This is a genomic window from Neisseria sp. P0007.S010, from assembly GCF_051962875.1.
Taxonomy (GTDB): domain Bacteria; phylum Pseudomonadota; class Gammaproteobacteria; order Burkholderiales; family Neisseriaceae; genus Neisseria; species Neisseria subflava_A.
This window is the reverse complement of record NZ_JBQCUX010000010.1, coordinates 1-14,481: the sequence shown is the minus strand read 5'-3', so window position 1 is coordinate 14,481 and position 14,481 is coordinate 1. Positions and strand designations below refer to the sequence as shown.

The following is a 14,481-nucleotide window of genomic DNA, read 5'->3' as shown; positions in this document are numbered from 1 at the left end:
TGAATTTAAAAAGAAACTTTACAAAATTAAGAGGATAACTGTTTGAACAATAAAATGAAAATTATTACGCTAAATGACAAATGGGCGTAAATTTCTATCTGAGTAGAGGTGTGGTGTCAATATGTTTTTCCTGTTTTTGTGACAAAATCTGATTTATGCCAATATTTATTATAGTCTAGGTCGAAGGTATTAGTTTCTATGCTAAAATTTTTAAGCTGTTTATATAAAACAGTGATTTAAATTAAAACTAAGGAAAGACAGAACATGAACAAATTACTGATTGCCGTAATGATGATGGCTGGTTTGACAGCTTGTTCCCAAGAGGCTAAACAGGAGACTCAAGAGGCTGCTCAAGCCGTTGCATCTGAAGTTAAAAACGAAGTTGCTTCTGCTGCTGATACTGCTGCGTCTGCCGCTCAAGAAGCTGCCGATAAAGCCGAAGCCGCTGCCAGCAAAGCAGAGGAAGCCGCTAAACCTGAAGAAGCTGCCAAGCCTGAAGAGAAAGCCGAAGCGCCTGCCGCTGAGGCCAAGCCTGCTGAATCCGCCAAAGTGGACGGCAAAGCTGTTTTTGAAGCGAACTGTAAAGCATGTCACAGCGGCTTGATTCCCGGCGCTCCTGCAGTAGGCAAAAAAGAAGACTGGGCGCCTCGCATTAAACAAGGCAAAGACACCTTGCACAAACACGCCCTCGAAGGCTTCAATTCCATGCCTGCCAAAGGCGGCAACGGCAGCTTAAGCGACGACGAAGTGAAAGCCGCAGTTGACTACATGGCCAACGAATCCGGCGCTAAATTCTAAATCGCACCGATTGAAACGCACCTTGCAACAAGGTGCGTTTTTTATGGGCAGACGGATGAAAGTTGAAATAGGGCCGATAAACAGGCAAAGGCCGTCTGAAACATTTTATTTTGAAGCGCAATCGGCTAAAATCAGGCGAATTATTTTATGCAGGAGTAAACCATGAGCAATCAACACGACAACGTAGATGCCGGCGAAATCGCCAAGTTCAGCCAAATCGCCGACAAATGGTGGGATAAAAACGGCGAATTTAAGCCCCTGCATGACATCAACCCCTTGCGCCTCGACTATATCGACGGCTATGCCGGATTGGCAGGCAAACGCGTGCTGGATGTAGGCTGCGGCGGCGGGATTTTGTCGGAAAGCATGGCCAAACGCGGCGCAGAACACGTGACCGGCATCGATATGGCGGAAAAATCCCTGCAAACCGCCGCTGCCCATGCGGCCGCTCAACACGTTGCCAATATCGATTACCGCTGTATCCGCGTCGAAGACCTCGCCGCCGAGCAGCCGCACAGCTTCGACGTGGTAACGTGTATGGAAATGATGGAACACGTTCCCGATCCGTCTGCCATCGTTCAAGCCTGCGCGAAACTGGTCAAACCCGACGGCATGGTGTTTTTCTCCACCATCAACCGCAATCCCAAATCTTATCTGCATCTAATAGTCGGCGCGGAATATCTGTTGAAATTCGTCCCCAAAGGCACGCACGACTGGAAAAAATTCATCACGCCGGCAGAACTCGCACGCATGTGCCGCCAAGCCGGATTGGATACCGTCGGCAGCAAGGGCATGACCTACAATTTGTTGAGCGGCCGTTATTCCTTGTGCGACTCGACCGAGGTCAACTACATGGTGGCCTGCCGTCCGGCGTAAGGCTACACGGATAAAACACACGGGCTTGCCCGATATTTGAAACACTATGTCGAAAGCAGCTTGATACAAATATCGGTAAGGCAAATCAGGCCGTCTGAAAAGAAAAAAGGCATGTGCGATACATGCCTTTTTTGTATGTGTAGAGAGGTTGTCGCCCTTATTCCGTCCAAGACGAATACGGATGTTTGCTCAGATACGCATTGGTGAATTTACCGTCTGCCGTGATTTCCTTGCCCAGCCAAGACGGTTTGGGGAACTCGGTATCTTCAGACGGCAATTCGATTTCCGCCACAATCAAGGGCGCATTGTCGCCGAAATATTCGTCGATTTCATACACAAAGCCTTCAAATTCGACCCGATAGCGGTATTTTTCCATTTTAAAAGGGCACATATCCGCCATCATCGCTTGCGCGTGAGCCAGCGGGATTTCGTATTCAAACTCGCTGCGCGTCATGTCGGAAATATAGCCTTTCAGGGTCAGCCATGCTTGCGAACCGATAATCCGCACGCGGATGGTGCGCTCTTTTTCCACGCTCAAATAGCCCTGTTGCAACACCAGCGGCTCGCTTGCCGCTTCGCGCCAACTGTCATCCGCCAGCAAAAAGCGGCGTTCGATTTCGACCGTCATGAATTCTTTCCTTATTTACCAAACAGGCCGTCTGAAGATTAAAACGGCTTGAAAACCACCATATAAAGCGCGGCCACCATCATCAATACGGGGAGTTCGTTGAATACCCGATACCAGCGGTGCGAATACACATTGCTGCCGTTCTGGAAACGGCGCAGCAGCAGGCCGCAATAAAGCTGGTAGGCCAAGAGCAGCAGGCCGCACAATAATTTAACCGCCAGCCAGCCGTTGCCCCACCAATTGTTAACAAACCCGATGGCCGCGCCGAATATCAGCGTTCCCCAGCCCAAAGGCGACATAAAGCGGTACAGCCTGCGCGACATATCCGTCAGCCGTACATATTCCACGCTGCCGGGCTCTAATTGCGCCAGATTCACATAAATCCGCGGCAGATAAAACAGTCCGGCAAACCAAGAAATTACAAAAAACACATGCAGCAGCTTAAACCACAAATACATTTCAGACGGCCTCAAAACCTAAAACCATTATTTTATCCGCAATACTGCTTAAGCCAAAACAAAATAGTCAAAACAATCCGATTTAGTGCGCCGCAACAATGTGTTGCAGACACAAATTTACCCAAAAGGCAAATTGTAAATTCTGCAATAATATGCAAGTTGAGATATGCACGATGCAAAAAACTTGTTAGAATCCTATGCTATTTAATTATAAAAACATTATGGACGGAAAACATGAAACAATTCGAAATCAGCAACAGCGTCAGGAAAGAGCTTAGCAACTACCTGAATACGCGCAATCTAAACCTCAAAGCCGCCATGGACAATGAAACAACCAATGGCGAAGTCGCGGCCATCGTTCACGCAGGATTGCCGGCGATGATTCGGAAAATCTATTCTTTGGAAAAAATGAAAACCTTTTTCTGGACAAAAAAAGATTTGATGATGGAATTTATCAATATGCGCTTGGATGCCGGCGATAAAAAGGGCAAAAACTAAATTTAGCGATGGGCAGGGGGAGATAGGGGTTTGAAATGCGGACTTCTGTTTTCCTCGAAGTCCTGTTAGGGATAGGGCTTACTTATTGTTCCTAATAAGTTTTGACAACCGAAAGGCCGTCTGAAATTCAAATGATAGGGCATGGGGAACATGCCCTGTTTTTATGGGCGGTTGGTCTGCATTGGGAAAATATTGAGCTTGGCAATCATTGCGGCGTTCCGCGCTGGGTGGTTTTATCGGCTGAATATTTTTATATTTGTCTTGCTGAAAATATTGAATTAATTATAAAAAGGCCGTCTGAAACATTTCAGACGGCCTTTAGCGTTGAATCAGCAATTAAAACGGCGGATTTTCAAATCAAGCTGCGTTGTCGAAACCGCTGTGGCGGAGCAGGGCATCCAAGCTTGGTTCGCGGCCGCGGAAGGCTTTGAAGGATTCTGCTGCGCTGCGCGAACCGCCGACGGCCAGTATTTCTTTCCAGAAGCGGCGGCCGGTTTCGGCAACGTCGTCGCTTTCTTCAAAAGCGGCGTAAGCGTCTGCACTCAAAACTTCCGCCCATGCGTAGCTGTAATAGCCTGCGGAGTAGCCGCCGGCGAAGATGTGGCTGAAGCTCAAGGCAAAGCGGTTGTATGCCGGCGGTTGGGTTACAGCGACTTCTTGACGCACTTTGTCCAAGATTTGCGGCCATTCTTTCAGACGGCCTTCATCTTCCTGATGGTAGATTTCCATGTCGAAGAGGGCAAATTCCATTTGACGGACGAGGAACATACCGCGTTGGAAGTTTTTAGCCGCGTGCATTTTGTCGAACAGCTCTTTCGGCAATACCGCGCCGGTTTCTTCGTGCGAGGACATTTGCGCCAATACGTCGTATTCCCAAACGAAGTTTTCCATGAATTGGCTGGGCAGCTCGACCGCGTCCCATTCGACGCCGTTGATGCCGGATACGCCCACTTCGTCAACTTGGGTCAACAAGTGGTGCAGGCCGTGGCCGGTTTCGTGGAAGAGGGTGATGATTTCGTCGTGGCTCAAACGCGCTTCTTTGTCGCCGACCGGCGGGGTGAAGTTGCAGACGAGGTAGGCGGTCGGCAGTTGCAGCGTACCGTCGGTGAAACGGCGGCGGCTTTTGTAGCCGTCCATCCATGCGCCGCCACGTTTTCCTTCTCGTGCGTACAAGTCCATGTAAACGCCGCCGATGGTTTGGCCGTCTTGTTTCAGCTCGAAATAGCGTACGTCTTTGTGCCAAACGGGGACGGTTTTTTCAGCCAGCTCGATGCCGTAGAGTTTTTTGATTTGGGCAAACAGGCCTGCCAATACTTTGCTGATAGGGAAGTATTTTTTCACTTCGGTTTCGCTGAAGGCGTATTTGGCTTGGCGCAGTTTTTCGGCGGCGTAGCTCAAATCCCAAGATTGCGGATCTTCGATATTCAGGCTCTCGCGTGCAAAGGCTTTGATTTCGGCAAAGTCTTTTTCGGCAAACGGTTTGGCGCGGCGGGCAAGGTCGTGCAGGAAGTTTAGAACCTGTTCGGGCGTATCCGCCATTTTGGTTGCCAGCGACAGCTCGGCGTAGTTTTTGAAGCCGAGCAGTTTGGCGGTTTTCAGCGCGTTTGCAAGCGTTTGTTCGACGTTGGCCGTGTTGTCGAATTTGCCTTCGTCAGACAATTCGCTGGCACGGGTAACGTAGGCGCGGTAGATTTGTTCGCGCAGTTCGCGGTTGTCGGCGTATTGGATAACGGCGAGGTAGTGCGGAATCTGCAGGCCGATTTTGTAGCCTGTTTTGCCTTCGCTTTGCGCGGCGGCGGCAAACATGGCGATGGAGTCTTCGGGGATGCCGGCAAGCGGCGCGGCATCGTCAAAGTAAATGCCGAAAGCATCGGTTGCGTCTTGGATGTTTTGTGCGAATTTGGCACCCAGTTGCGCGCCTTCGGTTTGCAGTTGCGCCAGTTCTGCCTGCTGTTCGGGCGGCAATTCGGCACCGCTGAGGACGAAATCGCGCAAGTCGTGGTTGAGCTTGGTTTGCTGCGCTGGGGAGAGGGTGTCGAATTCGGCAGAATTTTTGATGATTTTGAAGCGGTTGTACAACTCAATGTCTTGACCGATTTCGGTGAAGAAAATGGTGATTTCAGGCATCAATTCGTTGTATACGGCACGCAGCTCGGGCGTATCGACCACGGAATTGAGATGGGAAACCACGCTCCAAATGCGGCCGACGCGTTCGGTAATGTCAGTCAGTTTTTCGACGGTGTTGGCCCAGTCGGTGTGCGTTTGCGCTTTGATGGCGGCGATTTGTTCGCGCGCTTCGGCAATGGCGGTTTGCAGGGCGGGTTTGATGTCTTCGGTTTTGATTTGGTCGAAACGGGGTTCTTCGCCCAAGTGGAGCAGGACGTTGTCGCTCATATGGTTTCTCCTGAATAAGATGGATTCAGACGGCCTTGTGGCCGTCTGAAAAGAAAACGATAGGCGTTATATGGTGGCAGACAGATAGAATTAAAGTGTCTTGTCTGCCTGTCGACCAATTTTATTCTGCGCCGCGCGGATTGGCGTGCAATGGCGCAGCCAGTTCGAGGCGCATTGGTGTGCCTTTCGGGGCAAATACGGCATTGGCAACATTGGTTTGCAGGGATTCGGCAAACGAGCCGCGATACACTTTTGCACCTTGGTGGGTCAGGTTGGATTGTACATCGACGTACACTTCGCCGCCGATTTGACGCCAGAGGTGGCAGAAGGTGTAATCTTCGGACAGGTAGCGTTTGCTTTTCGGATCAACCATGCAGTCGAAGAAGCGGTAGTGTAGGCCTTTGTCTTCTCGGTTGTAGTCACTGTCGGAGATGTAGTTCAACTCGGGGTAGGCTGCCATCATTTTTTCAAATACGCTGCGCTTGATAACCATAAAGCCGGTTGGCGCGTCATGGACTTTCATAAAACCGTCTTCATCGACTTTCAGTACGATTTCACCGTTTTCATTTTTTTCGCTGGTGTTGACGGTATAAGAAGTGTACATGCGCTCGAAGTCGGCTTGAGTCGTGCCGGCCGGAACGCCTTCTTCAGGCCAGTTGTCGCGTTTGAGCGGGTAAATGCCTGCCACAACGTCTTTGTCGGCCAAAAGCAGACGGTAGAATGAATCGGGAGAGAAGCCGATGTCGGAGTCAATCCAAAATAAATGCGTCCATTCTTTGTTTTCTAAGAATGTGGCCACGCAGTTGTTGCGCGCGCGCGTAATCAGGCTTTCGCCGCGCTGCATCATTACTTGAAGCGGTAGGCCGTGTGCGGCATTGGTGTGGACGATGTTCAGAAGTGAGAGGGTGTAGTTGTGGAAATATTTGCCGTCATGGCTGGGGGTCATGATTACAGGGTACATTTCGGCAAGGGCTGATTCGGGCAACATGACTTTTCCTTATTGTTTATTGTGAACCTCGGTATTGTAAGGTATTTGATAGTATATATAAACTGGACTATTTTAATTTATTGATTAATTGGCATTGTGTGCGTAAGAATTCGTCCAAAACCGCCTGTTGGATTTCCAAGCGTTTGGCTACGGGCGAGGCAAAGCGCACAATGATGTTATACACCTTGTCATCATGCGGCACGCGGGATACACGAGGCTGGGCGGCGGGCGTGATAAACAATTTTTGGGTTTGCACGTTTTCCAAATGCTGCTTGATGGCAGGGACATAAGGCTCGCACAAGGGCTCAAGAACTTCTTTCAGACGGCCGATGATTTCGTCCGAATCCAAATGAATCGGTACGGGGATTTCCACCGTATGAATCACATAATCGCCCAAAATATTGTCGCGGCGCACGGTGTGGCTCAGAAGCAGGCTGTTGGGAAACGAGAGCGTTTTGCCGGAAAGCTGGCCAATCAGCGGATTGGGGCCGATTTGCATCATCAGCGTGTTCAGCATATTGATATCGACCACCCGTCCGCGCAGGCCGTTGATTTCGATGTAATCGCCGATGGAGTATTGTTTGGTTACCGAACGCAGGATGCTGCCGGACAAACACATAATTAGCTCTTTGGTTGCCACCACAATCGCCGCGGCAACTGCAAACATCGACAACGCCAAAGTTTGAATCTGCGCCGCCCAAATCATCGCCAGCCCGAGCAGGATCAGCAACATGGTCACGTTGCGACTGACCACCAGCGAACGGCGTTTGTTTTCGATGCTCAAATCCGGATGGCTGCGAAAATGAGCCGAGAGCAAAATGCTGCGCCCGGCAATGACGGCCACAATCATCAATACCGACATCAATGCCGATTTGATGATTTCTTCACTGACAGGCAAAGCGTTCAGCCATTCCTGTATGGTGTTCCACATAATGCTGTTTCCTTTCCCTTTTTAGGCCGTCTGAAAATCCACGCGTTCAAAAATTTCTGCTGCACACGCTTCCGATACCGCAAACAAAGTTGCCACACTGCCTAAAGCCCGTTGTGCTGCCGCACTCAAATCATCACGGCACACTTCGCCCAGCCACTCAACCGGCCGCACCAGCGACATTTTTTCATCATCCCATTGCGGACAATGCACCGCTTCGCCTGTAATCCTGCCAACCCGATAACGGCGCAAAGCAGGCGAGTAGGTCAGTACGGCATCTCCATCAGCCAATTCGTTGACAAACCGCCACATTTGAGCCGCGCCCGATTGCGCCGTTCTCAATTTCACATCCGGCACGGCCGAACGGTAAATATCGGCCAGTTCCTCACGGCCAAAACCCTTGGCCGCCGCTTCTGCCAGCATGGGCCAAGCCAACGCCGCCACGCCGCGCTCGAGAAATACGTCATAAAGCGCACCTTGCGTGCTGCGAACCATATAAAGTCTGGCTTGTTTTCCCATTGCAGTACCTGTTTTTTTGAAGAACCCATCCCTTTGTTTCCATGTTACCTGTTACGGCTGAAAAATTCGATATTTTACATTGCCGGAAGGGTTTGAAGTTCTCGCTGAAAATAAATGAATTATAGATGAAAGGCCGTCTGAAAAATAAAATAGGCTTATATATCAACAGATGATATATCGTAACAATATATTAATAACTGTAAAATTTTTTACGTTTGTATCAAAAAAAAGATAAAATGAAAGAATCAATCGCGAAAGATTGCTATTCACTGAACATTAGGAGAGAAAAAATGACCTGCAAAACCCACGAACATCATGACCACGTTCACGACGCAAACTGCGGCCACACTGCCATCAAACACGAAGACCACGTCGATTATCTGCACGACGGCCACCTGCACCATGAGCACAACGGCCACTACGACGAGCATGCCCTGAGCGTCAATGAAACCAACCCTGACGGCTGCCACCCGGTTGACACCTGCCACGGCCACGTTCACGGCGAAGGTTGCGGCCACGAAGCCGTACCGCACGGTGATCACGTCGACTACATCGTCAACGGCCGTCTGCATCACCAACACGGCGACCACTGCGACGACCATGGCCCGGTTGAAATCGTTAAATAAAACTGTTTTTCAGACGGCCTTTGATATGGGGCTTCTATAGAAAAAGGGGGTGTATTTTCACCCCCTTTTTTTGTGGGCTATCTTTTCCTATTAGCCAAAGTCTCTTGCAATAAACTTTTCAGATAATCTCTCTATACAATAAGGTCGTCTGAAAGCCTCAATCCGTATTTGATTTATGTTTTTAAAGCGCTTTTTAAATTAAAGGCCGTCTGAACGTATGGTTTCAGACGGCCTTTAGTCTTACCAATTCACACGAACTGCCCTGCTGCCGAGCAATGTTTCCAGTTCGTCAAACAAGGCGGTGCTTGGCGTTACCATCCATTTGGGTGCAATTTTCAATTTGCCTGATGCTTTGCCGTTGCTGTACGACAGTTGCAGTGGGATGTGCGACGTGTCGGGCAGGCGGTGTGTAGTGAGGATGGCGGCGAGGCGCGTGATGTCGTGGCCGGGGGCGAGGGCGAGGCTGAGGCTGCGGGCGTAGCGTTCGCGCGCCATTTGCAGGGTCATGACTTGGTTGGCCATGATGCGCAGCCCGTCGCCGCCGCCGTAGTCGTCACGGCTGACTTTGGACTCGATAATCAGCACTTGGTCGGATTTGAGGTAGTCGGCGCAGTTTTCCAGCGTGTGGCCGCTGACCATGATTTCAATCTGCCCGCTCAAATCTTCGAGGCTGACGAAGGCGATTTTGCCGCGTTTGCCCATCATGGTGCGCACGGCGGTCACGAACCCGGCGAGGCGCACGCTGTCTTGCGGTTTCAGACGGCCTAACTTGGTCGGGGCGATTTGGCGGACTTCTTGGGCATATGGGCCGAACGGGTGTCCGGACAGATAAAAGCCGATGACGGTTTTTTCTTCGGCGAGTTTTTCCGACTCGCTCCACATGGGCGCGTCAACGAGCTGCACCGGTTCGATGGCGTCTTCCATCATGTCGAAAAGTCCGCCCTGATTGGCGTTGGCGGCTTTTTGGTCGGCGTTGTTCATGGCAAGGTCGATGTTCGCCAAGAGCATGGCGCGGTTGGGTTCGATGCTGTCGAACGCGCCGCCGCGGATTAGAGCTTCGAGGGTGCGGCGGTTCATGTGTTCTTTGCCGACGCGCTCGCAGAAGTCCAAGAGGCCGGTAAACTTGCCGCCGCTTTGCCGCGCGGCGATGATGGATTCGACGGCGGCTTCGCCCGTGCCTTTAATCGCGCCGAGTGCGTAGCGGATTTTCATGTTCGGATACGGCGTGAAACGGTAGTCGGATTCGTTGATGTCGGGCGGCAGGAACTCGATGCCGTTGGCGCGGCAGTCGTCGTAGAAATGCTTGAGCTGGTCGGTGTTGTCCAATTCAGACGACATGGTTGCTGCCATAAACTCGGCAGGGTAATGGGCTTTGAGCCATGCGGTCTGATAGGAAATCAGGGCGTAGGCGGCGGCGTGGGATTTGTTGAAACCGTAGCCGGCGAATTTTTCCATGTAGTTGAAGATTTCGTCGGATTTTTCGCGCGAAATGCCTTGTTTTGCCGCGCCTTCGGCGAAGATTTCTCGGTGTTTCACCATTTCTTCGGGTTTTTTCTTACCCATGGCGCGGCGCAGCAAGTCCGCGCCGCCGAGCGAGTAACCGCCGATAATCTGCGCCGCCTGCATCACTTGTTCCTGATACACCATAATGCCGTAGGTCGGCGCGAGGATGCCTTCGAGCAACGGATGGATGTATTGGAATTCCTGACCCTTCATACGCGCGACGAAGTCTGGGATGTTGTCCATCGGGCCGGGGCGGTAGAGCGACACGAAGGCGATGAGTTCTTCAAACTTGGTCGTGTGCGCTGTTTTCAGCATTTTTTTCATACCGGTCGACTCGAACTGGAAGACGGCGGTGGTGTTCGCATCGCGGAAGATTTGGTAGGCAGCCTGATCGTCAAGCGGAATCTTGCCGACATCGACGATATCGCCGGTGGTGTTTTTGATGTTGTTCTGCGCCATTTCGATAATGGTCAAGTTGCGGAGACCCAAAAAGTCGAACTTCACCAAACCCACGTCTTCCACGTCGCCCTTGTCGTACATGGATACGGGCGAGGCGGATTCGTCCGCCTGATACACGGGGCTGTAATCGGAAATCTTGCCTGGCGCAATCAACACGCCGCCTGCGTGCATACCCAAACCGCGCGTCAGGTCTTCCAGCTTTTTCGCCAGCGTAATCAGTTCGTCCGCTTCTTCCGCTTCAATCAATTCCTGAATCTGCGGCTCGGCCTCCATGGCTTTTTCCAAACTCAGGGGTTTGTTGGCTTCCAACGGAATCAGCTTGGACAGTTTGTCGCACAGCATAAAAGGCAGTTCCAGCACGCGTCCGACGTCGCGAATCACCGCTTTGGACGACATTGTGCCAAAGGTAACAATCTGGCTGACTGCTTCCGCGCCATATTTTTCGCGCACATATTCAATCACGCGGCCGCGGTTTGCCTGACAGAAGTCCACGTCGAAGTCGGGCATGGAGACGCGTTCGGGGTTTAAGAAACGCTCGAACAGCAGCGCGTATTTCAGCGGATCAAGGTCGGTAATCTTCAATGAATACGCCACCAGCGAGCCTGCGCCCGAACCACGGCCCGGCCCAACCGGACAGCCATGCGTTTTTGCCCAGTTGATAAAGTCTTGTACGATAAGGAAATAGCCGGGGAATTTCATCTGGATGATGATGTTCAACTCAAAATCCAAACGTTCCTGATATTCCGGCATTTTTGCCGCACGCTCCGCCTCATCGGGATAAAGCTGAACCATGCGTTCCTGCAAGCCTTCGTTGGACAGTTTCACCAAATAATCATCCAGCGACAGGCCGTCCGGAGTAGGGAAGAGCGGCAGGAAGTTTTTGCCCAATGTGATGTGCAGATTGCAACGTTTGGCAATTTCCACCGTGTTTTCCAAGGCTTCGGGCAAATCGGCAAAACGTTCGGCCATGGTTTCCGGCGGAATGAAAAACTGGCTCGGCGTAAAATCGCGCGGACGTTTTTTGTCCGTCAATACCCAGCCGCCTGCGATGCACACCCGCGCCTCGTGTGCGTTGAAATCGTCGCGGCTCATAAACTGTGTTGGATGCGTTGCCACCACCGGCAAGCCCAATTCTTCCGCCAGTTTCACGCTGCCTGAAACGCAAGCCTCCCATTCAGGGCGTTCGGGCAGGCGTTGCAGCTCTAAATAAAACGCATCGGGAAACCACTCCGCATATTTCAACGCCGCCGCACGCGCCGCGTCTTCATTGCCGTTCAACAGATTTACGCCTACTTCGCCGTAATGCGCGCCACTCAAACAAATCAAGCCGCTGTTGTCGCCGTTTTCTAGCCATTCGGGGTTAAGTTCCGCGTGATGGATATTGCGGTCTTTGCCGACATAGGCCTCCGTCAAAAGCTCGCTCAAGCGCAGATAGCCCGCATCGTTGCGGATAATCAGCATGGCGCGAAACGGCTTGTCAGGCGCATTCGGATTACCTATCCACACATCCGCCGCGCCGATGGGCTTAATCCCTGCGCCGCGGCAGGCTTTATAGAATTTCACCAAACCGAATTCGTTCATCAAATCGCTGATGCCCAAAGCAGGCAAACCGTATTCCTGCGCTTTGGCAATCAGTTTTTTAATCCGCACCATACCGTCGGTAATCGAGAATTCGGTATGCAGGCGCAGGGGGATATAGGTCGGCTCGGTCATGGCAAAATCGGCGTGAACAATAAAAGGCGTATTGTAGCAGGGTTGGCAGCGAAAGGCCGTCTGAAAACCAAATGTAATGAGGTTGGATAAAGCAAATAAAACAGAAGTGGGCTTTCTTTCAGACGGCCATGTTAAAATATCGCCATTATTGAAAAGGATTAAATGATGGAAGCAACTGTCTATCTTGAAGACAACGAATACATCGCGTTGTGCGACTTATTGAAATTGGCCGGTCTTGCCGAAAGCGGCGGACAGGCAAAAGCGTTTATCGCCGAAGGGCTGGTGTTGCGCAACGGCGAAACCGAAACCCGTAAAACCGCCAAAATACGCGGCGGCGAAGTGATTGAGTTTGACGGTGCGCGCTTGGAAATCGCCGATGGATACGACCCTGAAGAATAAAGCCGAAGCCATCTTGGGCGAGCCGTTGTTAGACGAACCTGTCCGCCCTGAGTCGTGGGAATGTTGCGGCAGCGAATGCGGCGATGCCTGTATTCAGACAATGTATTGGGCGGAAAAAGCACGTTATGACGCGCAACAGCGGAAGTTGAAAGAAGCAGGGTGGGTAGATGGCGAAGATGAGGCAAAGGCCGTCTGAAAACGATTGGGCTTAATATAAATCGTGTTTTAAATAATGTTGCATTATAGGAAATATCGACTGAAAGTTTCAGACCGCATCGGTTTCTTTTTGGGGCTGACGTAGATTAGCAGTTATGCTAGGCTACGAAAATGCAGATAACCAATTGTAAATTAAGCAAGAGAGTTCAAAAGAAACTACTTGAATTTTTTGTACTCGAAGTTACCGCCCGTTCCGCTGCCGAAAATGGGCACACGCTCACCGCAGAAGAACAAACTACCCTGTTGGCACAACTGGTCAAACTGCGCGTGCAACGCAACCCAGGCTGCCAAACGGCGTTGGATAACTTTATCGGCCGCACTGCCAAATAACGCGCGCGTTTCCATTCACAGGCAGCCTGCACCCCAATGTTTCACCCAAAAGGTTTATTCACCATGCTGACCGATTTAGAACTGACCGGCCGCACCCGCAGCCATGTCGTGCAATATGCCGCACCGCGTTTTGCCGCCCAGCCGCAGGCAGCGGAAGCGTTTTTGTCCATGCGTGCCGCCGCACAAAAAGACGGTATCGATATGCAGCCGTTCAGCACCTTCCGCGATTTCAACACCCAGCTGCGTATTTGGAATCATAAATTCGCCGGCAAAAAACCGCTGTATGACGAATACGGCAGAGTGCGCGACAGAAGTGCGATGTCGGAGGAAGAGATTATCCAGCATATTCTGGATTGGTCGGCATTACCGGGCGGCAGCCGGCACCATTGGGGCACGGAAATCGACGTGGTGGATGCTGCCGCCATGCCGCCGGGCTACCGTCCGAAGCTGCTACCCGAAGAAACGGGCGAAGGCGGCATTTTCCGTCCGCTGCACCAATGGCTGGATGAAAACCTGCACTGCTTCGGTTTCTTCCGCCCGTATCAAAAACAGCAGGGCGGCATGTTTCCCGAACCTTGGCATTTGAGCTATGCGCCTTTGTCGGTGCCGGCGTTGCAGGCCATGTCAGTGGATTTGCTGGCGGATACTTTGCGCAATGCGGACCTATCGGGCAAGGCAACCGTGCTGGCGCTGCTGCCCGAACTTTACCGCAACCACATTTTGAATATTGCGTATGCGCCTACTGCCTAATGCAGGCTGCTTTTTGTATCGCCCGACGCAGTTTCAGTCCGCCGCAAACGATTCTCTGCCTTCAAACGCCGCAATTTCCACCAACTTCGGCGCATAGCTGCCCGCCGTATTGTGCCGCGCGTCCAGCCAAACATCCACCAGCACCCACGCTTCGGGTGCAGCAATCACATTCTGCCCCATGCACAACACCTGTGTGTCATAATTTCCCACCGCACCGCGCACACCCACCAAATCCGTGCGCCGTGGCTGCGCGGATGCCCTGCACCTTGTTGGCGGCAATGATTAGGCGCATAGTGTTCTCCTGTATAATAGACAAAAACTGAGACCTTTGCAAAATTCCCCAAAATCCCCTAAATTCCCACCAAGACATTTAGGGGATTTTCCATGACCACCTTCTT

Annotated in this window: 14 protein-coding genes and 2 pseudogenes; 8 read left to right on the top strand and 8 right to left on the bottom strand. The window is 51.5% G+C overall.

Going from position 1 to position 14,481, the window contains the following annotated elements; all coding sequences use genetic code 11:
* Nucleotides 1–264 precede the first annotated feature (264 nt).
* Both ACTHR7_RS08160 and ubiG read left to right on the top strand, forming a co-directional pair.
* On the top strand, nt 265–798 hold the full coding sequence (locus ACTHR7_RS08160) for a c-type cytochrome (RefSeq protein WP_293206368.1): 534 nt from the start codon (nt 265–267) through the stop codon (nt 796–798).
* A 162-nt stretch (nt 799–960) separates the two neighbouring features.
* Nucleotides 961–1,674 carry a bifunctional 2-polyprenyl-6-hydroxyphenol methylase/3-demethylubiquinol 3-O-methyltransferase UbiG gene (gene ubiG, locus ACTHR7_RS08155; RefSeq protein WP_070584652.1) on the top strand — a complete coding sequence of 238 codons (714 nt, stop codon included), beginning with the start codon at nt 961–963 and terminating at the stop codon, nt 1,672–1,674.
* Between the two features lie 157 nt (nt 1,675–1,831).
* On the opposite strand, the gene ACTHR7_RS08150 is transcribed toward ubiG, so the two are convergent.
* On the bottom strand, nt 1,832–2,302 hold the full coding sequence (locus ACTHR7_RS08150; protein WP_003681591.1) for a CYTH domain-containing protein: 471 nt from the start codon (nt 2,300–2,302) through the stop codon (nt 1,832–1,834).
* Between the two features lie 38 nt (nt 2,303–2,340).
* Entirely contained in the window at nt 2,341–2,760 is a 420-nt protein-coding gene (locus tag ACTHR7_RS08145; protein ID WP_003681587.1) for a CopD family protein, read from the bottom strand.
* Between the two features lie 234 nt (nt 2,761–2,994).
* Here ACTHR7_RS08145 and ACTHR7_RS08140 point away from each other — a divergent pair, with 234 nt between their 5' ends.
* Entirely contained in the window at nt 2,995–3,258 is a 264-nt protein-coding gene (locus tag ACTHR7_RS08140; protein WP_070584656.1) for a hypothetical protein, read from the top strand.
* Between the two features lie 357 nt (nt 3,259–3,615).
* Here ACTHR7_RS08140 and ACTHR7_RS08135 read toward each other — a convergent pair whose 3' ends face one another.
* The 4 genes from ACTHR7_RS08135 to ACTHR7_RS08120 form a co-directional block, all read right to left on the bottom strand.
* Nucleotides 3,616–5,652, bottom strand: coding sequence for a M3 family metallopeptidase (locus ACTHR7_RS08135; protein ID WP_440370634.1), 2,037 nt, complete (start codon nt 5,650–5,652; stop codon nt 3,616–3,618).
* Between the two features lie 121 nt (nt 5,653–5,773).
* Complete coding sequence (locus ACTHR7_RS08130; RefSeq protein ID WP_219088989.1) at nt 5,774–6,640, bottom strand: hypothetical protein; 867 nt, start codon at nt 6,638–6,640, stop codon at nt 5,774–5,776.
* 67 nt (nt 6,641–6,707) lie between these two features.
* A complete protein-coding gene (locus ACTHR7_RS08125) occupies nt 6,708–7,571 on the bottom strand; it encodes a mechanosensitive ion channel family protein (protein WP_293203748.1) in 864 nt (287 codons plus the stop codon).
* Nucleotides 7,572–7,592: 21 nt separating this feature from the next.
* Complete coding sequence (locus ACTHR7_RS08120; protein WP_293203747.1) at nt 7,593–8,087, bottom strand: restriction endonuclease; 495 nt, start codon at nt 8,085–8,087, stop codon at nt 7,593–7,595.
* A gap of 290 nt (nt 8,088–8,377) precedes the next feature.
* Between ACTHR7_RS08120 and ACTHR7_RS08115 the strand changes: the two genes are divergently transcribed.
* Nucleotides 8,378–8,713, top strand: coding sequence for a hypothetical protein (locus ACTHR7_RS08115; RefSeq protein WP_293203746.1), 336 nt, complete (start codon nt 8,378–8,380; stop codon nt 8,711–8,713).
* Nucleotides 8,714–8,953: 240 nt separating this feature from the next.
* Here the strand turns inward: ACTHR7_RS08115 and dnaE are convergent, their stop codons facing one another.
* Nucleotides 8,954–12,388 (bottom strand): DNA polymerase III subunit alpha, encoded by a 3,435-nt coding sequence (gene dnaE / locus ACTHR7_RS08110; RefSeq protein ID WP_440370633.1) that lies wholly within the window; start codon nt 12,386–12,388, stop codon nt 8,954–8,956.
* 165 nt (nt 12,389–12,553) lie between these two features.
* Here dnaE and ACTHR7_RS08105 point away from each other — a divergent pair, with 165 nt between their 5' ends.
* The 4 genes and pseudogenes from ACTHR7_RS08105 (at nt 12,554) to ACTHR7_RS08090 (ending at nt 14,083) form a co-directional block, all read left to right on the top strand.
* A complete protein-coding gene (locus ACTHR7_RS08105; protein ID WP_002221492.1) occupies nt 12,554–12,787 on the top strand; it encodes an RNA-binding S4 domain-containing protein in 234 nt (77 codons plus the stop codon).
* Nucleotides 12,765–12,983 carry a hypothetical protein gene (locus tag ACTHR7_RS08100; RefSeq protein ID WP_285071319.1) on the top strand — a complete coding sequence of 73 codons (219 nt, stop codon included), beginning with the start codon at nt 12,765–12,767 and terminating at the stop codon, nt 12,981–12,983. Before ACTHR7_RS08105 ends, ACTHR7_RS08100 begins: the two co-directional genes overlap by 23 nt.
* A gap of 131 nt (nt 12,984–13,114) precedes the next feature.
* Nucleotides 13,115–13,207 (top strand): annotated as a pseudogene (locus tag ACTHR7_RS08095) (IS1595 family transposase); the annotation flags it as partial.
* A gap of 189 nt (nt 13,208–13,396) precedes the next feature.
* Nucleotides 13,397–14,083 (top strand): M15 family metallopeptidase, encoded by a 687-nt coding sequence (locus tag ACTHR7_RS08090; RefSeq protein ID WP_440370632.1) that lies wholly within the window; start codon nt 13,397–13,399, stop codon nt 14,081–14,083.
* Between the two features lie 33 nt (nt 14,084–14,116).
* Here ACTHR7_RS08090 and ACTHR7_RS08085 read toward each other — a convergent pair.
* Nucleotides 14,117–14,363, bottom strand: a pseudogene (locus ACTHR7_RS08085) (RpiB/LacA/LacB family sugar-phosphate isomerase); the annotation flags it as partial.
* Nucleotides 14,364–14,481: the final 118 nt, after the last annotated feature.